The organism is Desulfovibrio sp. 86 (assembly GCF_902702915.1).
Classification (GTDB): domain Bacteria; phylum Desulfobacterota; class Desulfovibrionia; order Desulfovibrionales; family Desulfovibrionaceae; genus Desulfovibrio.
In genome coordinates, this window is record NZ_LR738849.1 from 1555791 (window position 1) to 1582163 (window position 26373).

Annotated in this window: 12 protein-coding genes; 11 read left to right on the forward strand and 1 reads right to left on the reverse strand. The window is 61.3% G+C overall.

Translation table 11 applies throughout. The annotated features are described in order from the left end of the window. The first annotated feature begins 25 nt into the window (after positions 1-25). From DESU86_RS06590 to DESU86_RS06600, 3 genes are read left to right on the forward strand one after another with little or no spacing between them, the layout of a single operon-like run. Positions 26-2380: a type I secretion system permease/ATPase gene (locus DESU86_RS06590; protein ID WP_232088284.1), complete on the forward strand. Its 2355-nt coding sequence runs from the start codon at positions 26-28 to the stop codon at positions 2378-2380. Further along, entirely contained in the window at positions 2377-3741 is a 1365-nt protein-coding gene (locus DESU86_RS06595; protein ID WP_179980329.1) for an HlyD family type I secretion periplasmic adaptor subunit, read from the forward strand. Before DESU86_RS06590 ends, DESU86_RS06595 begins: the two co-directional genes overlap by 4 nt. Positions 3742-3755: 14 nt before the next feature. Then, entirely contained in the window at positions 3756-14771 is an 11016-nt protein-coding gene (locus tag DESU86_RS06600) for a VCBS domain-containing protein (RefSeq protein ID WP_179980330.1), read from the forward strand. A 524-nt stretch (positions 14772-15295) separates the two neighbouring features. Here the strand turns inward: DESU86_RS06600 and DESU86_RS06605 are convergent. After that, the gene (locus tag DESU86_RS06605; protein ID WP_179980331.1) at positions 15296-16867 is read right to left on the reverse strand and encodes a methyl-accepting chemotaxis protein; all 1572 of its coding nucleotides are present in this window, start codon (positions 16865-16867) and stop codon (positions 15296-15298) included. 484 nt (positions 16868-17351) lie between these two features. Between DESU86_RS06605 and rimP the strand changes: the two genes are divergently transcribed. From rimP to rpsO, 8 genes are all read left to right on the forward strand, one after another. Further along, complete coding sequence (gene rimP, locus DESU86_RS06610; RefSeq protein WP_179980332.1) at positions 17352-18161, forward strand: ribosome maturation factor RimP; 810 nt, start codon at positions 17352-17354, stop codon at positions 18159-18161. Positions 18162-18262: 101 nt separating this feature from the next. After that, on the forward strand, positions 18263-19612 hold the full coding sequence (gene nusA / locus DESU86_RS06615; protein ID WP_179980333.1) for a transcription termination factor NusA: 1350 nt from the start codon (positions 18263-18265) through the stop codon (positions 19610-19612). Between the two features lie 10 nt (positions 19613-19622). After that, on the forward strand, positions 19623-19868 hold the full coding sequence (locus tag DESU86_RS06620) for a YlxR family protein (protein WP_179980334.1): 246 nt from the start codon (positions 19623-19625) through the stop codon (positions 19866-19868). Continuing rightward, entirely contained in the window at positions 19861-22959 is a 3099-nt protein-coding gene (gene infB / locus DESU86_RS06625) for a translation initiation factor IF-2 (protein ID WP_179980335.1), read from the forward strand. The genes DESU86_RS06620 and infB overlap by 8 nt, the downstream gene beginning before the upstream one ends. A gap of 450 nt (positions 22960-23409) precedes the next feature. Further along, positions 23410-23700 carry a DUF503 domain-containing protein gene (locus DESU86_RS06630; RefSeq protein WP_179980336.1) on the forward strand — a complete coding sequence of 97 codons (291 nt, stop codon included), beginning with the start codon at positions 23410-23412 and terminating at the stop codon, positions 23698-23700. Continuing rightward, positions 23687-24709 carry a DHH family phosphoesterase gene (locus DESU86_RS06635; RefSeq protein ID WP_179980337.1) on the forward strand — a complete coding sequence of 341 codons (1023 nt, stop codon included), beginning with the start codon at positions 23687-23689 and terminating at the stop codon, positions 24707-24709. The genes DESU86_RS06630 and DESU86_RS06635 overlap by 14 nt, the downstream gene beginning before the upstream one ends. Before the next feature lie 276 nt (positions 24710-24985). Continuing rightward, the gene (gene truB / locus DESU86_RS06640; protein WP_232088410.1) at positions 24986-25888 is read left to right on the forward strand and encodes a tRNA pseudouridine(55) synthase TruB; all 903 of its coding nucleotides are present in this window, start codon (positions 24986-24988) and stop codon (positions 25886-25888) included. 48 nt (positions 25889-25936) lie between these two features. After that, positions 25937-26200, forward strand: coding sequence for a 30S ribosomal protein S15 (gene rpsO / locus DESU86_RS06645; protein ID WP_179980338.1), 264 nt, complete (start codon positions 25937-25939; stop codon positions 26198-26200). The last annotated feature ends 173 nt before the right edge of the window (positions 26201-26373 follow it).

A 26373-nucleotide genomic window follows, 5' to 3' on the forward strand; every position in this document is an offset into this window, starting at 1 on the left:
AGAGGATGTCCTGCAGAAGGCAGGCATGAGGCAAGAGCTAGATTTTGCGCCTGACATGGACCTCAAGGCCGTGTCAGACAGCATACCCGAAAGCGCGGACCATACGCCGTCCTTTGCCCATTCTATGCGCACGTTGTTGCGCCTTCTGGGCAAGCCGGTATCTCTCCCTCTGTTGCTCAGCGGCATACGCGGCGGCCCAAGTTCAGATTCTCCCTCGGCCTGCCTGCGTTCGGCCAGACGCTACGGACTCGACGCGCGCATAGTGCGCCGCAAAAATCTTAACAGTATCTCCCCCCTTGTGCTTCCCTGCATTCTGCTGCTCAAAAACGATCTGAGCTGCGTCCTGCTCAAGCAGGATGCCGGGGCAGACACGGCAGAAGTCATCTTTCCCGAACAAGGCGAACACGCAAAGAGCGTAAACCGTCAGGAACTGGAGTCCCAGTACACTGGCTACGCTGTTTTCGGCAGCCTCACGGGCAAGCTGGACGCCCGCGCCCGCGTGCCCCTGCCCGTCACCAGGCGCTGGTTCTGGGACGTCATCGGCCACTACATGCCGCTGTACAAGCATGTGATTATTGCCACGGTCATCATCAATCTTCTGGGCGTGGCTGGCTCGCTCTTCGCCATGAACGTCTATGACCGCGTCGTGCCCAACCAGGCCGAGGAAACCCTGTGGGTGCTGGCCTCAGGCGTGCTGCTGGCCTATATGGTAGACTTCATCCTGCGCAATGTGCGCGGCTATTTTGTGGACCTCGCGGGACGCAATGCCGATGTGGTGCTGTCCAGCAAACTTATGGAAAAGGTGCTTAATCTGCGCATGGACGCAAAGCCCGATTCCACGGGCGCACTGGTAAACAACCTCAGCGGATTCGAATCGTTACGGGATTTTTTCAGTTCCGGCAGTCTGGTTGTTCTGGCCGATTTGCCCTTTCTTGTCATCTTTCTCGGCCTCATATTTCTTATCGGCGGGCCCATTGTGAGCGTGCCCCTGGCGGCCGTGCCCCTCATGGTGGGCCTGGGCCTGCTGCTGCAAATGGGCGCGCGGCGTCATGCCGCCTCCAACTATCTGCTGAACATGCAAAAGCACGCCCTGCTGGTTGAAATCGTGCACGGGCTTGAAACCGTCAAAACCAGCCGGGCCGAAAGCCGCCTGCTCAACCTGTGGGAACAGGTCTGTGACGCCTCGGCGGAAACGTCGCGCATGGCCCGCCGCTACGCCACCCTGACCCTCAGCGTGTCCAGCGGGCTCAGCCAGCTTGTGTCCGTGGGGGTCATCGTCTGGGGCGTATACCGCATCATGGACAACGCGATGACCATGGGCGGCCTCATTGCCTGCAACATTCTGGCTGGCCGGGCCATGGCCCCGCTCATGCAGCTGGCGGGCATGATCTCACGCCTGCACCAGTCGCGCATGGCCCTCGCCGCGCTGAACACCATCATGGAACTTCCCACCGAAGACCCGGCCGAGACCGACAAGACGGACTTTGGCCTGCTGCAGCCCGCCTTCACGTTTGAACACGTGAGCTTCAGTTATCCGGGGGCAAAGCACAATTCGCTGTCCGACGTGAGCTTTACCATACGGCCCCACGAAAAGGTGGCCATCATCGGCCGCATGGGTTCGGGCAAATCCACCATCGGCAGGCTCATGACCGGGCTCTACACGCCTCAGGACGGGGCCGTGCGCTTTGGCGGCGTTGACCTGCGGCAGATGGACGCCGTGAACCTGCGGGGCCGCATGGGCTATCTGCCCCAGGACGTAACCCTTTTCTACGGCTCCATACGCGACAACATCGCGCTGGACGATCCCGGCATTGAAGATCAGCGGGTGCTGCGGGCCGCGTATCAGGCCGGAGCCACGGACTTTATCCGCGCGCTGCCCGGCGGCCTGGGCGCGCCCGTGGGCGAGCAGGGATTTGCCATTTCCGGCGGGCAGCGGCAGTCCGTTGCCCTGGCCCGCGCCCTTTTGCACGACCCCGAAGTGCTCATCCTCGACGAGCCCACAAGCAATATGGACAAGGCCACAGAAAGTCTGCTGCGCACACGCCTTGCCAAGCTGGCCGAAAACAAGACCCTTGTTCTCATCACGCACAGGGCCAGCCTGCTGGCTCTGGTGAACCGGCTCATCATCATCGACAACGGGCGCGTGGTGGCCGACGGTCCCCGCGACGAAGTGCTTGAAGCCATAAACAGCCAGACCTCACAAAAGCGCCAGGCTGCCGACCCGACGCCAGGCCAACGGCAAAACGAACAGCAAAACAGAACCATGCCCGCTGGCCAGGCCGCCAACGAGGCAGCGGCAACCACAGTCACACTCGCGCCAGCGCCGACTCTCGCGCGTGCCGGGGGCGCGCCCGAAAGCGGCATGAGAGGAGCAGCATGAGCGCCCTGGTAAACTTTTGGAGACGGCTTTTCGGCCTCTCATCATTACAGGAAGAAGAACACCTGCCCTACATGAACAAGGTGGACGCGGCCCTGCAACGCAAAGGCCGGGTGGCGGCCGTTTTTCTCTCCCTTGGCACTGCGGTGCTGCTGTGCATTCTCGTCATCTGGGCGGCCTGGGCCTCCATCGACGAAGTCACGCGCGGCCACGGGCAGGTGGTGTCCGCCAGCGGCACCCAGGTCATACAGAACCTTGAGGGCGGCATCCTGCGCGAAGTGCTGGTGCGCGAAGGGCAAATAGTCGCAAAAGACCAGCCGCTCGCGCGGCTGGACAATCTTGGCGCGGCCAGCCAGTACAACGACGCCCTGGCCAAGGCGCTGGAAAACCGCGTGGCCCTCATACGCCTTGAAGCGGAAAAAAATGCCGTCCCCCCGGTATTTGACGTGGAGCTGCTCACTGCGGCCCCGCAGGTCATTGCCGACCAGGAAGAGATGTATCACAGCCGCCGCGAACGGTATCTTTCAGAAATGGCCATGCTGACCTCGCAGCACCGGCAGCGCCTCAAGGATGTGGACGAGCATCGCGGCCGCAAAACCCAGCTTGAGCACAACCTTGCCCTGGCCGAAGAACGCCGCGACCTGGCCAAACCGCTGGAGGCGCGCAAGCTTTATCCCAGGGTGGACTTCCTCGACCTTGAGCAGCGCGTTGTGACCCTGCGCGGCGACCTGGAAGCCATTGCGGCATCATTGGGCAAAGCCGAGGAGGCCGTGCTTGAGATCGAGCGCAAGCTGAACCTGCACAAGGCCGAATACGACTCTGAAATCAACGCCGAAGTCAACAAGCGGCGCACGGAACTGACGTCGCTTCAGGCCATGCTCTCGGCCGGGGGCGACCGTGTTACCCGCACAGAACTGCGCTCCCCGGTGCGGGGCACGGTTAAAAGGGTCATCATCAATACGCTTGGCGGGGTGGTGCGCTCTGGCGAGCCCATCATGGAAATCGTGCCCCTGGACGACACGCTGCTGGTCGAGGCGCGCATCCGTCCGGCCGACATCGCCTTCATTCACGCGGAGCAGCGGGCCATGGTCAAGATATCGGCCTATGATTTTTCCATCTATGGCGGTCTTGAGGCCGTGGTGGAACAGATCAGCGCAGACACCATTGAAGACAAAAAAAGCGAGTTCTTCTACCTCGTCAAGCTGCGCACCAAGAAGAATGAAATCGTCTACCGCAACGAACACCTGCCCATCATTCCGGGCATGGTGGCCGGAGTGGAAATCGTTTCCGGCAAAAAAACCGTACTGGACTACCTGCTCAAACCCCTGCTCAAGGCACAACAAAACGCCATGAGAGAACGATAGATCGCGAGGCGCATATGCTTGCTTCACATCCCCTGTACATGCCCCCTCCAGGGCTTCAGACAGTACTCAAGGGCTTTACGCCCCAGTCACGCATTGAGCTGAACTTTTCCATGAAAGATCTTTTTGTCGGGCTGGAAGGGTACAATCTCGTCTTTTCACGCAACGACGGCTCCCGGCTGGTTCTTGAGAACTATCTGGCCCCGCCCCAGCCCGGCATGCAGTATGCGCCGGCTGGCCCCGACCAGCACCTGGCATCCCTGGTGGAAGCCGCGCACCCTGCCATCATCGTCAATGGCAGGGAAATGTCGCCCTCGTTCTTTTTTTCCTCCCTGGGCGAGGAGGACATGCCCCTGCCGGGCATTGCCTATGTGCGTAACGCGTCTTTTCAGGACTATGAGCATGACAACCTCCACGAGGGCATTGACTCTTTGAGCGGCCTCGGCTCCACCGACGGATTGATGCGTCGCGGCGGGTCGGGAGCGGATAACGATGACGCCGTGGGGCAGAGCCTGTTCCATACCGGGGCTGGCGGCCTCTATGGTGGCGGCTTTGGCGGCAGACTGGACGGCGGGCTCCGTACCGGGCCAGGCTGGCCGGGAACAGGTACTGGCCCCGGTGGCTCCGGCACTGGTACCGGGCCTGGCACTGGCACTGGGCCGGGCACAGGCACTGGCCCCGGCGGTTCTGGTACTGATCCGGGTACCGGGCCGGGCACGGGCACTGGGCCAGGTACTGATCCGGGTACAGGACCGGGTACAGGACCGGGCACAGGACCAGGCACAGGACCGGGTACAGGACCGGGCACAGGACCGGGTACAGGACCGGGCACAGGACCGGGCACGGGCACTGGGCCGGGGTCGGATCCGGGCACTGGGCCGGGCACTGGCGGAGGCGCCACTGGCCCCACCGCAGTGGCGGCCCATGCCAGCCTGACTGAAGACGATACGGATGTAACCGGCCAGATCCCCATGCCGCAGAACGCGGCAGGTCACAATCTGTCATTTTTGGCGCAAAGCGGCATCCCGGGGCAATACGGAATCTTCAGCGTGGACGCCAATGGCGCATATTCGTACCAACTGAACAACACGTTGCCCAGCGTCCAGGGTCTTGGGGAAGGCCAGACGCTTACCGAAACCTTCACCTATACAATGGGCGACGGCGCGGGCGGCGTCACCTCCAACACGGTCACCATTACCATCAATGGCCTCAATGACGCGCCCACAGTAGATTCCGCCGCCACTTCCATCCTTGAGGATCAGGACCACACCACAGGCATTCTGCCCACGCCGCAGGATATCGACACAGACGACTCCCCCCAGTATCTGACGCAGACAAACTCGGCAGGACAGTACGGCTACCTCAGCCTCAATAGCGACGGAACCTATACCTATACGCTGGACAACAGCCTGCCCATTGTCCAGCGATTGGGCGTCGGCGACTTTTTGACGGAAACGTTCACCTATACTGTGGATGACGGGCACGGAGGCACAGCGTCCGGCAACCTCGTCATCACCATACACGGAACCAACGACGTGCCCACGGTGGCGGCCGCCACTGCCGAGGTGGACGAGGACGGCCCGGTGCTCATGGGCGTTCTGCCCACGCCCCACGATGTGGACGCGGGCGATGTGCCGCAGTTCGTGCCGCAAACCGGCAGTGTGGGGGCATACGGCGTGCTTACCGTGGATGCCCAGGGCAACTACAGCTATGTTCTGGACAACTCGCGCCCGGAAATCCAGGCGCTCAGCCAGGGCGACACGCTCACGGAACAATTTGTTTTTACCGTTACGGACGGTCAGAGCTACGTCAGCAAAACCCTGACCATCACCATCAACGGCACCAACGACGTGCCCACCGTAGCGGCCTCGTCAGCCTCGCTGACCGAGCATCAGGGTCTTGTGGGTGGAACCCTGCCCACGCCGCACGATGTGGATGCCAATGACACCCTGAACTTCATCGAGCAGCACAACGCTCCCGGCCAGTACGGCAACTTCAGCGTGGATGCCGCCGGAAACTATACCTACGTGCTTGACTACGCCGCGCCCGATCTCCAGCATTTGGCCGAGGGTCAGCAACTTACCGAAGTTTTTACCTATACTGTGTACGACAACCATGGCGGCATGGCCTCCAACACCATTACCATCACCATCAACGGCGTCAATGACGCCCCTCAGGTCAGCGCGGCCGTGGCTTCCATTGATGAGGACGTTGCCAGCATCAGCGGCACCCTGCCCGCCCCCACGGACGCGGACGCAGGGGACGTGGCGCACTTCGTGCCCCAGGCCGATGTTCCTGGCCAGTACGGCAGCTTCACCCTGCAGGCGGACGGCACCTACTCCTACACGCTCGATAATGCCCTGCCGGTTGTCCAGCAGCTTGGCGTGGGCAGCCAGCTCATCGAAACATTTACCTACACCGTCACGGATCAGCACGGCGCCACCGCGTCCAACACCATCACCATCACCATCAACGGCACCAACAGCGCGCCGCAGGTCAGCGCAGCCACGGCCAGCATTTTTGAAGACGATGCCAGCATCAGCGGCACTCTGCCCACGCCCACGGACGTAAACGCCAATGACGTGGTGCTGTTCCAGCCCCAGACCGACGCTCAGGGCCAGTACGGCAGTTTTACGTTGCAGGCGGATGGCAGTTACACCTACACTCTCGATAATGCCCTGCCAGTTGTCCAGCAGCTTGGCGTGGGGGCGCACCTCACCGAGACCTTTACCTATACCGTCACGGATCAGCACGGCGCGACCGCGTCCAACACCATTACCATCACTATCAACGGCACCAACGACGCCCCGCAGGTCAGCGCAGCTGTCATCACTGTCCCCGGTGACGCCACCGACGTCAGCGGAACCCTGCCCACGCCTACAGACGTGGATGTGGGCGACGTGCCGCAATACGATGCGCAAAACACGGTGGGCCAGTTTGGCACCTTCACCCTGCAGCCCGACGGCAGCTATACCTTTACCCTTGACAACTCCCTGCCTGCGGTGGCGCAGCTGAGTGCGGGCGAACAGCTTACGGAAACCTTCACCGCCACCGTCAGAGACCCGCACGGAGCGACATCGACCAGCACCATCACCATTACCATCAACGGCACCAACAGCGCGCCGCAGGTCAGCGCCGCCACGGCCAGTATTTTTGAAGACGATGCCAGCATCAGCGGCACCCTGCCCACGCCCACGGACGTGAACGCCAATGACGTGGTGCTGTTCCAGCCCCAGACCGACGCTCAGGGCCAGTACGGCAGTTTTACGTTGCAGGCGGATGGCAGCTACACCTACACGCTCAACAACGCTCTGGACGCAGTGCAACAACTTGGCGTGGGGGCGCACCTCACCGAAACCTTTACCTATACCGTCACGGATCAGCACGGCGCAACCGCGTCCAATACCATCACCATCACCATCAATGGCACCAACGACGCCCCGCAGGTCAGCGCCGCCGTTATCACTGTCCCCGGTGACGCCACCGACGTCAGCGGAACCCTGCCCACGCCCACAGACGTGGATGCGGGCGACGTGCCGCACTACGATGCGCAAAACACGGTGGGCCAGTTTGGCACCTTTACCCTGCAGCCCGACGGCAGCTATACCTTTACCCTCGACAACTCCCTGCCTGCGGTGGCGCAGCTTGGCGCGGGCGAACAGCTTACGGAAACCTTCACCGCCACCGTCAGAGACCAGCACGGGGCGACCGCGACCAGCACCATCACCATTACCATCAACGGCACCAACAGCGCGCCGCAGGTCAGCGCCGCCACGGCCAGCATTTTTGAAGACGATGCCAGCATCAGCGGCACCCTGCCCACGCCCACGGACGTGAACGCCAATGACGTGGTGCTGTTCCAGCCCCAGACCGACGCTCAGGGCCAGTACGGCAGTTTTACGTTGCAGGCGGATGGCAGCTACACCTACACGCTCAACAACGCTCTGGACGCAGTGCAACAACTTGGCGTGGGTGCTCATCTTACCGAAACCTTTACCTATACCGTCACGGATCAGCACGGCGCAACCGCGTCCAACACCATTACCATCACTATCAACGGCACCAACGACGCCCCGCAGGTCAGCGCCGCTGTCATCACTGTCCCCGGTGACGCCACCGACGTCAGCGGAACCTTGCCCACGCCCACAGACGTGGATGCAGGCGACGTGCCGCAATACGATGCGCAAAACACGGTGGGCCAGTTTGGCACCTTTACCCTGCAGCCCGACGGCAGCTATACCTTTACCCTCGACAACTCCCTGCCTGCGGTGGCGCAGCTTGGCGCGGGCGAACAGCTTACGGAAACCTTCACCGCCACCGTCAGAGACCCGCACGGGGCGACCGCGACCAGCACCATCACCATTACCATCAACGGCACCAACAGCGCGCCGCAGGTCAGCGCCGCCACGGCCAGTATTTTTGAGGATGACGCCAGCATCAGCGGCACCCTGCCCACGCCCACGGACGTGAACGCCAATGACGTGGTGCTGTTCATGCCCCAGACAAACGCTCAGGGCCAGTACGGCAGCTTCACCCTGCAGGCGGACGGCAGCTATACCTACACTCTCGATAATGCCCTGCCAGCTGTCCAGCAACTTGGCGTGGGGGCGCACCTCACCGAGACCTTTACCTATACCGTCACGGATCAGCACGGCGCGACCGCATCCAACACCATCACCATCACCATCAACGGCACCAACGACGCCCCGCAGGTCAGCGCGGCCGTCATCACTGTCCCCGGTGACGCCACCGACGTCAGTGGAACCCTGCCCACGCCCACAGACGTGGATGCCGGCGACGTGCCGCAATACGATGCGCAAAACACGGTGGGCCAGTTTGGCACCTTCACCCTGCAGCCCGACGGCAGCTATACCTTTACCCTCGACAACTCTCAGCCTGCGGTGGCGCAGCTTGGCGCGGGCGAACAGCTTACGGAAACCTTCACCGCCACCGTCAGAGACCCGCACGGGGCGACCGCGACCAGCACCATCACCATTACCATCAACGGCACCAACAGCGCGCCGCAGGTCAGCGCCGCCACGGCCAGTATTTTTGAGGATGACGCCAGCATCAGCGGCACCCTGCCCACGCCCACGGACGTGAACGCCAATGACGTGGTGCTGTTCATGCCCCAGACCAATGCTCAGGGCCAGTACGGCAACTTCACCCTGCAGGCGGACGGCAGTTACTCCTACACTCTCGATAACGCCCTGCCAGTTGTCCAGCAGCTTGGCGTGGGGGCGCACCTCACCGAGACCTTTACCTATACCGTCACGGATCAGCACGGCGCCACCGCGTCCAATACCATCACCATCACCATCAACGGCACCAACGACGCCCCGCAGGTCAGCGCGGCTGTCATCTTTATTCAAAACGATGAAACCAGCGTCAGTGGAAATCTGCCCGCGCCCACAGACGTGGATGCGGGCGACGTGCCGCACTACGTCGCGCAAAACACTGTGGGCCAGTTTGGCACCCTCACGCTGCAGCCCGATGGCAGTTACACCTATGTACTCAACAACTCCCTGCCTGCGGTGCAGGGCTTAGGGCATGGCGGCAAGCTCACGGAAACGTTCACCGCTACCGTCACAGACCAGCACGGGGGGATCGTATCCAGCACCATAACACTGACCATTCATGGCACCAACACCGCGCCTCAGGTCAGCGCGGCTGTCGCGTCCATCAATGAGGATGATGCCAGCATCAGCGGCACCCTGCCCACGCCCACAGACGTGGACGCGGGCGACAGCGCGCACTTTGTGCCCCAGGCCGATGCTCCCGGCCAGTACGGCAGCTTCACCCTGCAGGCGGACGGCACCTACACCTACACGCTCAACAACGCCCTGGCCGCAGTGCAGCAGCTTGGCGTTGGAGCGCAACTGACCGAAACATTTACCTATACTGTTATGGATCAGTTCGGCGCCACCGCGTCCAACACCATCACCATCACCATCAACGGCACCAACGACGCCCCGCAGGTCAGCGCAGCCGTGGCCGGCATCAACGAAGACGTTGCCGCCATCAGCGGCACCCTGCCCACGCCCACGGATGTGGACGCGGGCGACAGCGTGCACTTTGTGCCCCAGACCGATGCTCCCGGCCAGTACGGCAGCTTTACCCTGCACGCGGACGGCACCTACACCTACACGCTCAACAACGCCCTGGCCGCAGTACAGCAGCTTGGCGTTGGAGCGCAACTGACCGAAACTTTTACCTATACCGTCACGGATCAGCACAACGCTACGGGCACAAATACCATTACCATCACCATCAACGGCACCAATGACGCGCCGCAGGTCAGCGCCGCCGTCGCGTCCATCAATGAGGATGACGCCAGTATCAGCGGCATTCTGCCCACGCCCACAGACGTGGACGCGGGCGACAGCGCGCACTTTGTGCCCCAGACCGATGCCCCCGGCCAGTACGGCAGCTTTATCCTGCACGCGGACGGCACCTACACCTACACGCTTAACAACGCCCTGGCAGCTGTGCAGCAGCTTGGCGTTGGAGCGCAACTGACCGAGTCCTTTACCTATACGGTCAAGGACCAGCATGGAGCCACGGGCACAAATACCATTACCATCACCATCAACGGCACCAATGACGCGCCGCAGGTCAGCGCCGCCGTCGCGTCCATCAATGAGGATGACGCCAGCATCAGCGGCATTCTGCCCATGCCCACGGATGTGGACGCGGGCGACAGCGTGCACTTTGTGCCCCAGACCGACGCTCCCGGCCAGTATGGCAGCTTTACCCTGCATGCGGACGGCACCTACACCTACACACTCAACAACGCCCTGGCAGCTGTGCAACAGCTTGGCGTGGGCAGCCAACTGACCGAAACTTTTACCTATACCGTCACGGATCAGCACAACGCTACGGGCACAAATACCATTACCATCACCATCAACGGCGCCAATGACGCCCCGCAGGTCAGCGCCGCCGTCGCGTCCATCAATGAGGATGACGTCAGCATCAGCGGCATTCTGCCCACGCCCACGGACGTGGACGCGGGCGACAGCGCGCACTTTGTGCCCCAGACCGATGCTCCCGGCCAGTACGGCAGCTTTACCCTGCACGCGGACGGCACCTACGCCTACACGCTCAACAACGCCCTGGCAGCTGTGCAGCAGCTTGGCGTGGGCAGCCAGCTGACCGAGACCTTTACCTATACGGTCAAGGACCAGCATGGAGCTACGGGCACAAATACCATCACCATCACCATCAACGGCGCCAACGACGCCCCGCAGGTCAGCGCCGCCGTGGCCAGCATCTATGAAGACGCTGCCAGCATCAGCGGCATCCTGCCCACGCCCACGGATGTGGACGCGGGCGACAGCGCGCATTTCGAGCCCCAATCCAATGCCCCCGGCCAGTACGGCAGCTTTACCCTGCTGGCGGACGGCAGCTATGTCTACGCGCTCAACAACGCCCTGGCCGCAGTGCAACAACTTGGCGTTGGAGCGCACCTGACCGAGACCTTTACCTATACCGTCACGGATCAGCACGGCGCGACCGCGTCCAACACCATTACCATCACCATCAACGGCACCAACGACGCCCCGCAGGTCAGCGCGGCCGTCATTTTTATTCCCAATAACGTCACTGACGCCAGTGGAACCCTGCCCATGCCCACTGATGTGGATGCGGGCGATATCCCGCAGTACATAGCGCAAAGCACGGTCGGTCAGTTTGGCACCTTCACCCTTCAGGCCGATGGCAGCTACACCTTCGCGCTCAACAATGCCCTGCCAGCCGTGGCGCAACTTGGCGTTGGCGAGCAACTTTCCGAAACATTCACCGCCTCCGCCACTGACCAGCATGGGGCCACATCGTCCAACAGCATTACCATCACCATCAAGGGCACCAACAGTGCGCCGCAGGTCAGTGCCGCTACGGCGAGCATCAATGAAGACGATGCGGCTATCAGCGGCACCTTGCCCACGCCCACGGATGTGAACGCCAATGACGTGGTGCACTTTGTGCCCCAGGCCAACGCTCCCGGCCAGTACGGCAGCTTCACCCTGCACGCGGACGGCACCTACACCTACACGCTGAATAACGCCCTGTCGGTCGTCCAGCAGCTTGGCGTTGGAGCGCAACTGACCGAGAGCTTTACCTATACCGTCGCGGATCAGCATGGCGCTACTGCGTCCAATACCATTACCATCACCATCAACGGCACCAACGACGCGCCGCAGGTCAGCGCCGCCGTGGCCAGCATCAATGAAGACGTTGCCAGCATCAGCGGCACCCTGCCCACGCCCACGGATGTGGACGCGGGCGACAGCGTGCACTTTGTGCCCCAGACCAACGCTCCCGGCCAATACGGTAACTTCACCCTTCAGGCCGATGGCAGCTACGCCTACGCGCTCAACAATGCCCTGCCGGTTGTCCAGCAGCTTGGCGTTGGAGCGCACCTGACCGAGACCTTTACCTATACGGTCAAGGACCAGCATGGAGCTACGGGCACAAATACCATCACCATCACCATCAACGGCGCCAACGACGCCCCGCAGGTCAGTGCCGCCGTGGCCAGCATCAATGAAGATGACGCCAGCATCAGCGGCACCCTGCCTGCCCCCACAGACGTGGACACGGGCGACACGGTAAGCTTCCTGTCCCAGGCCTCCACTCAGGGGCTCTATGGCAGCTTCACCCTGCAGGCGAATGGCGCCTATACCTACACGCTCAACAACGCCCTGCCGGTCGTCCAGCAGCTTGGCGAGGGACAGCATCTCACTGAAACCTTTACCTATACGGTCAAGGATCAGCACGGCGCCGCAGCCTCCAGCACCATGACCATTACCATCAACGGCACCAACGACAATCCCGTTATTGCCCCCATTGTCACAACACCCCTCAAGGAAGACAGCGTCTTTACGTCTGCCGGCACGCTTACGGTGACGGATGTGGACTTGGGCGACACCGCCGTATTCCAGGCGCAGAACATGGCGGGCCTGTACGGCAGCTTTGTGCTCAACAGCAACGGAGCATACGTCTACACGCTCAACAACAGCCTGCCAGCCGTGCAGGGCCTGGGACATGGCGAACAGCTTGTGGAAACGTTTACCGTGGCAGCCAATGACGGACACGGCGGCATCGCCGCGCGCACGATTTCCTTCACCATCAACGGCACCAATGACGCGCCTTCGGTTGGTTCCGCCACGGTAAGCATGAACAATGCAACGGACAAACTCTACGGCAAACTGCCCACCCCCACGGACCCGGACAACACGCTCGACAATATCATCAGCGACAATGTGACCTTTATCCCGCGGCCACATGTGCATGGCGATTACGGCACATTTTCGCTGAATGCTGACGGCTCCTATGTCTACGACCTCAACACGGGGCTGTTGGCTGTGGTGTTGCTTACACTGGGAGCCAAGCTCACAGACAGATTCTCATATACTGTTGTGGACGAACACGGCGCAACGGCCAGCAACACCATTGACATCGTCATTACAGGCGGCCTGCTGGGGAGCATCAGCCTCACCACCGTCCTTGATGGCGCGACAAGCCTGTTGGGCAACCTGCTGATTCCCGAATTCTCCAATGCCACCTTCTCACTGCAAAGCAGCCCCAATGGGCAGTACGGCACGCTGACCCTCAACAGCAACGGCACATATACCTACAACCTCTCGGCTCAAGGCATAAGTGAAAGCCAAAAGCTCGGCGAAGGCGAAACCTCCACAGACGTTTTTATGGTAAAGGTCACGTCCGGCTTAAAGTCCGTGGTCACCCCGCTGACCATCACCATCGTCGGCTCCAATGACGCGCCGACAGTCCAGCCATCCCAGCTTTTCGTTTCAGAAGACGACGTTTCCGCCATGTACGGCCAGCTTGTCATGGCTGACCCGGACAGGTCGGACACGCCAAGAGCGGTGCCCCAGACCACCGATGGCCAGTACGGCACCTTCTTCCTCAACCCCAACGGTTCCTACACCTATGTGCTGAACAAGGACTCCGCCGTCGTAAAGGCCCTGAATGACGGCGATACGCTTGACGAAACCTTTACCGTCACCGTGGTTGACGGGCATGGCGGTTCAGCCCAGAGCACCGTGACCGTGACCATCCACGGTTCGGGTGAGGCCCCCCTCATGCAGGGCGCGAGCGCCATGCGCCTCTTCTTTGTTTCCGACGAAGTGAACGCTTCCGCCAGCCCTGAACAGAACCAGGCGACCACGGAAGACCACAACGCCACTGCCCAGAACAGTCATGACGCCGCACCCCATGCCGACGCCAATGCGAGCGTGCTGGCAGCCGACAGCAGTGCGCAAACCGGTCACGAAAACACGCAGAGCGACGCTCCGGCAGCCGCAGCCACGCCGGAAACAGCGGACAAGGCCTCCGCTGCAAATCACACAACCGCCACTGGAGAAGGCAGCGCCCAGGAACAGGCGCACGCGGGTGCGGACGCGACGCACAAGGATACGGCGAACACGGACGCAGCGCACGCAAATGCGGCGGATGCCAGCCATACGGACACGGCCACCGCTAGCGCCGAGCACACGGACGCCAGTCAAACAGAAGCCACGCACGCAAGCACCACGCACGCGGACGTGGACCACACGGGCACTGGCAACGCGGAAACGGAGCATGCCGCAACCAACGCACCCGCCGTGCACGCCGACACGCTGGATGAAGAGCTGGCCAACAGCTTCATGAACGATCAAACCGGCCCCCTGATCATTGACCTTGAAGACGCCCTGCCCTCCGCAGCGCGAGGAACTGACGCCGCAAATGGCGCACAACCCCCGGCCGCGCAGGCCGATAGCCTCTTCCCCACGGAAACGCAAAGCCCAGGAACGCTGGCCAACGCCGCCGACGCTGCGGCGCACGACGCCATGGCGGCATCCTCCGAGCAACCGACGCAAGCGCAGGCCCAAAGCGCAAGCCCGCAACCGCAAAGCGCTGAAGCCCAGACCGCCCCTGCCACCCCTGCCGCATCTGCCCCAGGGCCGGATATTATGGAAAGCGAAGCAGACCAGATGGCCGTGTTGCAGCATTTGACGCAGAACGGGCACTAGCGTGATGTTGTTTTGAAAGGCCTTGCGAAAGGCCTTGCGAAAGGTTTTGTGGGGGAGGGACCCTCTTTAGACCAGATTACCTTTGAAATGTTTCACATTTCAAAGGTGTCATTCTGCCGAAAATGCGATTTTCGGCAGAATCCACGCCACGTTGTGGCGCGCTGCACGAGAGTGCAGCGTTAGAGCATTTACCCTTTTTTAAAGAGTAAATGCTCTAAAAAAGGGTCTCCTCCCCCACACCCCCTAAAACTCTTTCCTAGTGCGTTTCAGGGCCGTTAACGGATGAAATGACTTCACTACCCCGCAAGAATTTTTAAGAAAATCCCTGCCGCTAAATGCGGACATGCAGGCTTATCCGCCGCACGCGATCATTTAACGTGCAACTGCCCTGGTAGCGAAGGCGGCTGTTCATCTGAAGCGGGCACTTCTGAGACCGCATCACCCAGGCAGCAAAAACCAGTGAAGGCCGGGAATATTCCCGGCCTTCACTGTGTATGTATGTCAGTAAAAATCCTGCCAGCAAGCTATTCTTTCAACCGCCCGGTCAGATCCGCCAGGCGCTGCGTGAGCGCCACCAGCTTGTCCGTCTCCTGCCGAACCTCTTCCATTGATCTGGCAGTGCCCGCCATGACGTCATTGGCCTCGACAATGGAGCGGTTGATCTCCTCGCTGGTCGCGGACTGCTCCTCGCTGGCTGCGGCAATGGCGCTGATTCTGCCAGTGGTGTCTTCCACCGTGCCCACAATGGTCTCAAGCGCCTGGCCGGACTCGCTGGCGAAACCCGTGGCCTGCTCAACATGGGTCACGGCATTGTCCATTGAGGCCATGCTCTTTGAGGTGCTTTGCTGAATGGCATTGATGGCATTGCCCACATCATTGGTGGAAATCACGGTTTTTTCAGCAAGTTTGCGCACCTCATCCGCCACCACCGCAAAGCCGCGCCCGGCATCGCCAGCGCGGGCGGCCTCAATGGCGGCATTGAGGGCCAGCAGGTTGGTCTGGTCCGCTATATCCGAAATAACATTCATAATCTCTGAAATGGCCCTGGCATGGTTGTTCAAAAGAACCATATCGCTCTTGAGCGCCATTGAAACCTCATGCACCTCTTCAATGCTCTGCGTTGCGTTGCGCACCACGGCAGCGCCCTCGTGGGCCTTGTCTCGCGTCTGCGTTGAGGCTGTTGAAGCGTTGGCAGCGTTTTGCGCCACCTCGCGCACCGTGGCGGTCATTTCATTCATGGCCGTGGCGACCTCGCTCAGCAGGCGCGAAGCACGGGTCGTGTCATTGTTCGAGCGGCCTATGCCAGCCACCAGCCCTTCGGCAATGGCGGCAAGCTCCTGCACGGCTCTTTCAAGCTCCAGCGCCGCCGCTTCCATGCGCTGGTTCTTCTCGGTGATGACCTGTTCGGCTTTTTTGAGGGCCGTCATGTCCACATAAAGGCACAGACCGCCAAGGCAGGTCTGATGCTCGTCATACACGGGAAACACGTTGGCCAGCACGTCGATGCGCCTGCCTTTGTGCCCTGTTATCGTTACGGAAAGATTGCGAAAATTCTGGCCCTGGCGGATGCTCTTGCCAACGGCTGTCTCACGACCGGGATCATTGTAAAAAAGCTCGGCCAGGGTCTTGCCCAGACAGGCTCCCACCGGCCCGTCGATCTCAAGCATATCCAGGCATTCCTGGTTGGTGTGGGTTGCGCGCTCGTTAACATCCACCAGCAGATAGGCCAGGGGCATGCCGCTGAGTATGCCGTGCAGCACGCCACTGGCGTGACATGCCTTGCCGGCAAGCTCCTCGGCCGCCGCGTACAGATCCTTCAGATCGGCAGGGGCCGTTGACGAAGCGCTGCATGAAGACCGGCCCGACGGCCCCGGTTCGCAGCCATCCCGCAGGCGCAGGGTCAAAGCCCTGAACACCCCGCCGTAAATCAGCCGCGCCCCCAACCCCATAACAAGCAGTACGCCAAGCCCGCCAACTGCGGCTCCCCACAGGGGGGCTGTCGCCGCGCCGGTCATAAGGCCCGCAGCCCAGGCAATTCCTGTGGCTACGGCCAGGGCCAACAGGCCCAGGCCCCAGAGTTTCTGATGCAGCGGCATACAACCTCCCCAAGTAAAAACAGGTACGATAACCATTCACCAATAAGGGCGTTTTACTATAAAAATAACTGCCCAATTATATATGTGAAGAGATTTTTTGTGCTATTTTTGAACATATATGTGATTTTTTTGCCAAATGAGACTGTGTATAGCACGACTATAAGAGAATTCTTGATTTCGCATAATGGTCTACCATGGTGCACGACCGCCATATCGGCGCACATTTCTTGCGAAAGTTTCCTATCTTTCTGTTGTTACGGCATTTTTCCAATTTTCTTTATTTTTAGGCAAAACACAAGTTTTTCTTTTTAACGCGAAAGCCTTGACAAGTTCCATATGGTGAGCTAGTTGGATGCATTCAAAGTGGATGACAGTACCTGCCACCACTACATCCTGATGCGGAACGCAGTTCCAGCGGGGTGGCCTGAATAGGCCCCCTTTTTTTTGTCCCTGCGACGGTCCATGCCCCGCACAAAAGGAAAGAATGACTGATCAAGCCCTGAGAGAAACCGTCATACGTCTGGCCCAACCCGTGGTTCACTCCCTCGGACTCCTTGTCTGGGGGGTGGAGATAGCCCGCGCCGGGCGCACCCTTGTGCGGCTCTTTGTGGATGTGCCTACCGCGCCCCAGGCTGACGAACACCAGGCAGCCCCTGGCGTTTCGGTCGTTTCGTCCGCCGCTGGCATCAGCGACGGCTTCGCGCCCTCAGACCATAGCCCTGACGAATCTTCCGATACTCCCGCTCCAGCCGCCCCCACGTCAGCCACCATTGAGCAGTGCGAAGAAATTTCGCGCCATCTGGCGCTTGCGCTGGAAGTGGAAGACAGCATCCCCGACGCCTATGTGCTGGAAGTTTCCACGCCGGGCCTGAGCCGGTTGTTTTTCAGCCTTGAGCAGATGACCCGCTATGTGGGCGACGTGGTCGAGGCGCGCCTGCACACCCCTGTGGCCTCCACGGATCCGGCGGCCCACGGCGGCCCGCGCCGCATCTGGCGCGGCACGCTTACGGCGGTGGAAGAAGAGGGCTTTGTGCTTGCGCCCGTTGCCATCAGCCCCGAAGGCGACGTGGAGGACGAAAACCATCCTCCCGTTTTTCTTCCCTGGAGCTCCGTGCGCCGGGCCACCCGCATGTATATTTTCAAGCCGCCGCAAAAGCCGGGTAAAAAACCTGGCAATAAACCCCGGGGCAAAGCCGCCCCTGCGGGCAAGGGCGGCCAGACGGCCAAAAAAAAGGCCGCTTCAGACAAAAAGACGGGCAACATTGTTGCCGATAATGATCATACGGCCAGCTGAAGCAGGCCCGAAAGCCGCGCTGCGCGGCAGTACGGGCGGCCCATGCGCCGTTGCCGGAACAAGCGATTTTACGCCGCCCAGGGCGGCAGCCGGAGGCACTCATGAATCTTGAACTCAAAAAGGCCATTGACCAGATCAGTAAGGACAAGGGCCTTGACCGCAACATGCTCATTGACACGCTTGAAGACGCGGTGCGCACCTCCGTGCTGCGCCGCTTCAGCGAAGATATGGACGTGGAAGTGTCCTACAATGACGAAACGGGCGATATTGAGGTCTACCAGTTCAAAATCGTGATGGCCGATGGCGATGTGGCCAATCCGGACACGCAGATTGAACTTACCGAAGCCCTGGCCCACGATCCTTCCGTTCAGGTTGATGACGAAATGGGCTTCCGCGTCAAGGTGGAAGACCTGGGGCGCATCGCGGCCCAGTCCGCCAAGCAGGTCATCATCCAGCGCATGCGCGACGCAGAGCAGGAAATCATTTACAGCGAATACAAGGATCGCCTGGGCGAAATCGTTTCAGGCATCGTGCAGCGCCGCGACAAGGGCGGATGGGTGGTCAACCTGGGCCGCACCGAAGCCATCTTGCCGCGCGAAGAACAGATCCCGCGTGAGCATTACAAGCGCGGCGACCGCGTGCAGGCCCTTATTATCGAGGTTCGCCAGGAGGGCCGCGGCCCGCAGGTCGTCATTTCACGCTCGCACCGCGACTATATGGCCGCCCTCTTTCGCCGTGAGGTGCCCGAAGTGGACGACGGCGTCGTGCAGATCATGGGCGTGGCCCGTGACCCCGGCTCCCGCGCCAAGGTGGCGGTGCTCTCACGCGAGCGTGACGTTGACCCGGTCGGCGCCTGCGTTGGCGTGCGCGGTTCGCGCATCCAGAACATCGTGCAGGAACTGCACGGCGAACGCATTGACATCGTTGTCTGGAGCGCCGACATAGCCACCTATGCCCGCAATGCCCTGGCCCCGGCCCTGGTATCGCGCATTGTGGTGGACGAAGAAGAAAACCTGCTCGAAGTCATCGTGCCGGACGATCAGCTCACCAACGCCATCGGGCGCAAGGGGCAGAACGTCAAACTGGCCGCCAGACTTCTGGGCTGGAAAGTCGATATATTTACCGAGACCCGCTACAACGAGGCCAATGCCATCGGGCACGGTCTTGAGCAGGTGGCCAGTGTGGCCGAAGTATCCATCGAGGCTCTGCTTGACGCGGGATTCAGCTCGCTTGACAAGCTGCGCCAGGCCACGGACCAGGAGCTTTCAGACAAGCTGACCATCAGCGCGTCCCGTATCGCCGACCTGCGTTCGGCCATCAACTTCCTGGCTCCGGTGGTGGAAAGCACGCCCGAATCTTCTGCCGTTGAACTGGGCAAGGTGCATTCCGCTGATGAGAACTCCGGCCAGGGCACGGCTGACGGCAACGCCGACGAGGATGCGCAGGCTTAGGGGCGCTGACATGGTGGATGGGCAGAACACGGCTGAAACCGTGCAGGGGCCGGTACGCATGTGCATCATATGCCGCCGACGCTTCGCCAAGGCCCAATTGACCCGCCATGTGCTGACCGCCCAGGGAATTTTGACTATTGACGCTAATAAGACCAGACCTGGCAGGGGCTGGTATCTCTGTTCCGATGCCGTATGCGCGGCGAGGTTCGCCAAGTTCAGGCCCGGAACACGGCGCAAGGGGGGGAAACATGTCTGAAGAAAAAATTAAAGTATCGGAATTTGCCAAGGAATTTACCAAGGAATTTCCGGCCGTGCCCCAAAAGGACATGCTGCGTGTGATGCGCGAGCTGGGCACGTCCGCCAAAACCCTGGCAGGTTCCCTGAGCACTGAGGAGGCGGCACGCGTGCGCGAACATTTTGCCGAACAAAAACAGGCGGATGCCGAGCGTTCCGGCTCTCACCCCAACGTCATCGTGCGTCGCCGCCGTAAGGATGCTGACAAGGCCGATGCTCCTGAAGCCGCGGAAGCCGCTTCCGCAGTCACGGAAGTGAGCGCCCCCGAAGCCGTGGAAAAGCCTGCGGAAGCCGAAAGCCCCGTTGTGGCCGAAGCCGCACCCGCGCCCAAGGCTGAAGCCCCGGCCGCCAGCCCCCGCAAAGCTCAGGAAAAAGCCGAGCCTGTGGCCGCAAAGGCCGAGACCGCCGGTACGCCCAAGGCCACCAAGGCCAGGGTCGTTTCTGCAGCCCGCGTCATCAGCCGCCCCGGCGAAGAAGAAAAGAAGCCCGAACCTGTTGTGGCGGAAAAGAAGCCCAGGGCTCCTGAAGTTTCACCCGTGGCCGCCGCGCTTGCCGCCCGTGCCGCTGATGAAGCCGAAGTAAAGGCTCAGGAAAAGGCAGAAGCAAAGGCCCACGAAAAGAACGAGGCTGAAAAGGCGGCCAAGGCCGCTCGCGTGGCGCGCCCCGACGCTTCCGCCATGCCTGAGGGCTCGTCCGCGCCCACCCTGCCCCAGCGTGCCCCCGAAGCCCGCGCGGAAGCCTGGAAAGATTCCGACAATACCGATGACGCCGACGGCGCGCCCCGTCGCGCTTCCAGAACTGATGGCGGGCAGGCTCCTGCCGCCCCCCAGGTGCGCATCATTTCACGGCCCACTCCCGGCAGCCAGCAGGAACGCCCCTCGCGTCCCATGGGCGCACGCCCCGCCGGCGGCCCCGGATATTCCGGCCCTGGCGGCTCCGGCCCCGGCGCCCCGCGCGGCGACAATGCCGGCAGGCCCCCGCGTCCTGGCGCTCCCCGCCCCGCTGGCCCTGGTGGCCCCCGTCCGGCTGGCCCTGGTGGCCCGCGTCCCGCCGGCCCCGGCGGCCCCCGTCCTGGCGGCGGCGGATTCGGCCAGCAGGCCGCGCCCGCGTCCCCCACGGACAGCCGCGATGGTCAGAGCAAGAAAAAACGCCTCAAGGGCCGTCGTACCGTTGATTTTCAGCAGGGTGATTCCGTTCGCCGTGACGATGACGACAGCGTGCGTCTGAGCCGTGGCAAGGGGCGTCGCAAGGGCGGCAAACCCGTACCGGCCACGACCACGCAGCCGCTCAAGGCCGCCAAGCGTAAAATCCGCGTCACGGAAGCCATTCGTGTGGCCGACATGGCCCACCAGATGGGGCTCAAAGCCAATGAGATCATCAAGGTTCTCTTCGGCCTTGGCATCATGGCCACCATCAACCAGGCTCTGGACCTTGACACGGCCACCCTGGTCGCCTCCGAATTTGGCTATGAAGTGGAAAAGGTGGGCTTCTCTGAAGACGACTACCTGACCCCCAAGGACGTGGACGCGCCCGAAACCCTCAAGCCGCGCCCGCCCGTGGTGACCATCATGGGCCACGTGGACCACGGCAAAACCTCGCTGCTTGACGCCATCCGCAAGACCAACGTCACCAGCGGCGAAGCTGGCGGCATCACGCAGCATATCGGCGCTTACCATGTGAAGACCAAGCGCGGCGAAATCGTCTTCCTCGACACGCCCGGCCATGAAGCCTTTACGGCCATGCGCGCCCGTGGCGCCCAGGTGACGGACCTTGTCATCCTTGTGGTGGCCGCCGACGACGGCGTTATGGAGCAGACCCGGGAAGCCATCAACCACTCGCGCGCCGCCAACGTGCCCATCATGGTGGCCGTCAACAAGATGGACAAGCCCGGGGCCGACCCGGACCGCGTCCTGCGTGAGCTCGCCGAACTGGGCCTCCAGGCCGAAGAATGGGGCGGCGACACCATCGTTGCCAAGGTAGCGGCCAAGACCCGCATGGGTCTGGACGAGCTGCTGGAAATGGTGGCTCTGCAAGCCGAAATTATGGAACTCAAGGCCAATCCCGACAAGCTTGCCCGCGGCCACATTGTGGAAGCCAAGCTGGACAAGGGACGCGGCCCTGTGGCCACCGTGCTTATTCAGGAAGGAACCCTGCGCCTGGGCGACAACTTCGTGTGCGGCCCCTTCTCTGGCCGTGTGCGCGCCCTCATGAGCGATCAGGGCAAGAAGGTCAAGGACGCCGGTCCCTCGCTGCCTGTGGAAGTGCAGGGCTTTGAAGGCGTGCCGGAAGCCGGTGAGGAATTCTTTGTGGTCAGTGATGAAAAGCTGGCCCGCCGCATCGCCGACTCGCGCGCCATCAAGCAGCGTGAACGCGACCTCGCCTCGGAATCGCGCGTGACTCTGGAAACCTTCCTGTCCCAGCGCAAGTCCGATCAGGAAACCCTGACCCTCAACCTCGTGCTCAAGGCCGACGTTCAGGGCAGCCTGGAAGCCATCACCGAGGCCCTGCTCAAGCAGAGCACCGAAAAAGTGCGCATCAACGTGGTGCACGGCGGTACCGGCGCCATTACAGAATCCGACATTCTGCTGGCCTCGGCCTCGCAGGCCATCATCATCGGCTTCAACGTGCGGCCCACATCCAAGATCAAGGACGTGGCCGAACACGAGAATGTGGATATCCGCTTCTATGAGATCATCTACAAGCTTGTGGATGATATCAAGAGCGCCATGACGGGCATGCTCGCGCCTGTGCAGCGTGAAGTGTACCTCGGCCAGGCCGAAGTGCGCGACACCTTCAGCGTGCCCAAGGTCGGCGTTATCGCCGGTTCCTATGTGGCCGACGGCAAAATCGCCCGCAATGCCGGTGTACGCCTGCTGCGCGACGGCGTGGTGGTCTACACGGGCAAGATCTCTTCCCTCAAGCGCTTCAAGGATGACTCCAAGGAAGTGGTCAAGGGCAATGAGTGCGGCGTGGGCCTTGAAAACTTCAATGACGTCAAGATTGGCGATATCATCGAGGCTTTCGAAACCGTCGAAGAAGCGGCGACGCTGTAGAGAGTTGGGGCGCAGCAGTTGCAGCACGCAGCTGCTGTCGCCATCCCTCGCCAGTGCGGCCTCCACACTGCGGGAACTGCCCGGCAGGCCGCAGCGTGAAAACTGAAGTATGAACTCTTTCGGGGGAAGGAATGTCTGCACAAGACGTTCCTTCCCCCGGTTTTTGACAGGATTATGGCCGCCGAGCGCATGACCGCTGAGCATGTCGAGCTGAAAATGCTGGCATTATCTATCGCCAACAGATACCATTCCCAACAGGCCCATTCTCCGGCCAGTATTCTTGCGCTCTTTTGCGATGTCGGGCCAACTGGCCGAAGCGCTTGGGGCAGAATTCCGGCTTGCATTTCGGGTTTGCGCTGCGCCAAAGAACGGCCCCGCCTGCGGGTCGCCACAGCCCAGGCCGCCAAAATCAACCGGCCCTCCCAAGGGCCGCCAAATACGTATATACCCATGTTCATGGCAGTACTCACGGTGGAATTCAGCCTGCACGGCAACGACAATCTCAAGGCCAAGCGCCGCGTTGCCAACAGCTTGAAGCAGAAAACCCGCAATAAATTTAACGTGGCCATAGCGGAAGCAGGCACAGAAAACAGCCTGAGCAGCCTGCGGCTGGCCGTTGTCTCCATTTCCAACAGTGAAGGACACCTGCGCAGCCGCATGGACAAATGCGCGCTGATGATGGAGGCCGTCTGCCCGGAAGAAATGGTGGAAAGTCAGGTGGAAATATATGCAGCAGACTAATGCCATACCCGGGCCTTACGCCGAGAAGGCCCGTCAGATAGCCGAGGCCCTGAGCCAGATGGACCAGATTGTCGTGGCCGGTCATGTCCACCCCGATGGAGACGCCGCCGGGTCCGTGGCCGCAGTGGGGCACATTCTGCGTGACATGGGCAAGGAATTCATGCTTTACGCCAATCCCAGGCTGCCTGGGTATCTGGATTTTTTCCCCATGCCTGCCGTGGTGCATACCACCCTGGAGCACCCGCCCTTCACCCCCCGGTGCGCGGTCCTGCTCGACTGTGGCGAACCGGAGCGCCTTGGCGCTGAACTGGCCGGGCTTCTGCCCCAGCTCGACAGCGTGAATATTGACCACCACCTTGGCGGCGACGGCATGGGCAGCAGGGATAACTGGGTGGTTACCGAAGCAGCCGCCACGGCCCAGCTTGTGGCCTACGTGTCCCTGGCGGCGGGGCTTCCCCTGACCGGCGATCTATCCCTGGCTGTGGCCTTGGGGCTCATAACAGACACGGGCGGCTTCTGTCACGGCAACACCAGCGGCGACGTGCTTTCGCTGGCCGCGCATCTGGTGAAAAACGGCTGTAACCTGCCCTGGCTGCGGGAGCAATTGGACAATAACTGGAGCCTGGGCCGCTGGCGTCTGTGGGGACTGCTTATGGAAAATTCCCGCGTGGAGTATGACGGGCAGGTGGGCTTCTGCCAGGTGCGGCTGCAAGACCTGAGCCGCTGCCAGGCCCTCAAAGAGGACATGGAAGGCTTTGTGGAGCAGTTGCGCCGCCTGCAGGGCGTCAAGGTCGCGGCCCTGCTGCGCGAAGACAGCCCGCAACTGTGCAAGTTCAGTCTGCGCTCCTACGGCGAACTTGACGTACGCTCCATTGCCGCAGATCTGGATGGTGGCGGGCATTTCAACGCCGCCGGGGGAACCCTGCGCATGCCGCTGGAAAAAGCCGGGCAAGTTTTGCTGAACCGCATCGGTCTCTATCTTGGCAATTTGAAAAACACGGCCAGATAGCGCACACAGCGCCGCACACTGTGATCCACCCACCAAAAGAAGCCCCACAGCGCACAGGGATAAAATACCCTGCCGTTGCTGGCCATATCTTTTGACTTATAACAGAGCAGAGGATATGGTTGCCACTTGCGTATGGTTAATAAAGATACACTAGCACAGTTCTGCCGTAGTCAGGGCCAGCCGGAATCGCCGTCCCGCACGCCGGAGCGCGACTCCGGTTCCGGGTCAGGCACTGCCGTCACTTCCGCAACCCTGCGGGACGGCAAGGCATATGCTCTGCCCCAGCAACACGGCGTCCTTGTGCTCAACAAGCCCTCCGGGCCCACCTCGGCCCGCTGCCTCACAGCCATCAAAAGGCTTGGGCAGAAAAAAATCGGCCACGCCGGCACGCTGGACCCTTTGGCTTCCGGCGTGCTGCTGGTATTGTTGGGGCAGGCCACCAAGCTTTCCGGGCACCTTCTGTCCGGGGGCGGCAAGGTGTATAGCGGCGTGTTGCGCCTTGGGCAAACCACGGATACCTGGGATATCGAAGGCCAGGTACTTGAAGAAACCCCCTGGCAGCATATCGGCGTAGAAGACGTCAGACGCGAAGTGGCGTCCTGGCTTGATCTGACGGAACAAGCCGTTCCGTCCTATTCTGCCGCAAAACACGAGGGCCAGCCCCTGTACAAGCTGGCCCGCAAGGGGCTTGAAGCCCCGCAGAAGATCAAACGCATGAAAATTTCACAGGCGGACGTGCTTGAAACAAGCCTGCCGTTTGTGAGCTTTCGGGTCGCATGCAGTTCCGGCACCTATATACGCTCCCTGGCCCACAGCTTGGGGATGCGACTTGGTTGCGGAGCCGTGCTCACGGAACTGACCCGGGAGTATAGTCACCCCTTCGGCCTCGATGTGGCCCGCGATCCGGCGGACTTCACGGCTGATCCCACCCTGTTGCCTGGCTGCGTCATCCCTGTGGAGGATGCGCTGCCGCACTGGCCCAGGGTGGATCTGACGCTGGAAGAAGCCGCCCGCGTGCGCAACGGCATCGCGGTGCCCTGCCGGACGCCACAAGCTGACTCCGGCGACGGCGAAGACCTCGCGTTTTTGATGGAACAGGGCCAGGCCCTGGCTCTGGCCAAACGCGAAGCAACAGCCGCCGGGCCCTGCTGGGCCGTGTTGCGGGGACTTTGGAACTAAGGGCCTTCTCGCCCGTAACAGCCTTACTCAAGGAGAACTGCTGTGGTAATGGATGTAACTCAGAAGAAAGCGGTCATTGACGCCCACGCCAAACATGAAGGCGACACCGGCTCCCCGGAAGTGCAGGTTGCCCTGCTTACTGCCCGTATTGAAGACCTCACCGGTCACTTCAAAGAGCACAAGAAGGACTTTCACTCCCGCACGGGCCTGCTGAAGCTTGTTGGCCGTCGCCGCAATATTCTGAACTACCTGAAGAAGACCGACATTCAGCGCTACCGCGCGCTGATTGAGAAGCTTGGCCTGCGCAAGTAAGGTTTTTGGCTGCAAGGGGGAAGCCTGAGGCTTCCCCCTTGCAACTTAGAGCAGCTTGCCTTTGAAACGCTCTGCTTTTCAAAGTGTCATTTGAAGCTGCGCTTACGCTTTCGCAACGGGCGACTGCCCGCGCACTCGCCAGAGCACTTTCAAGGTGAAAATGCTCTGCTGCA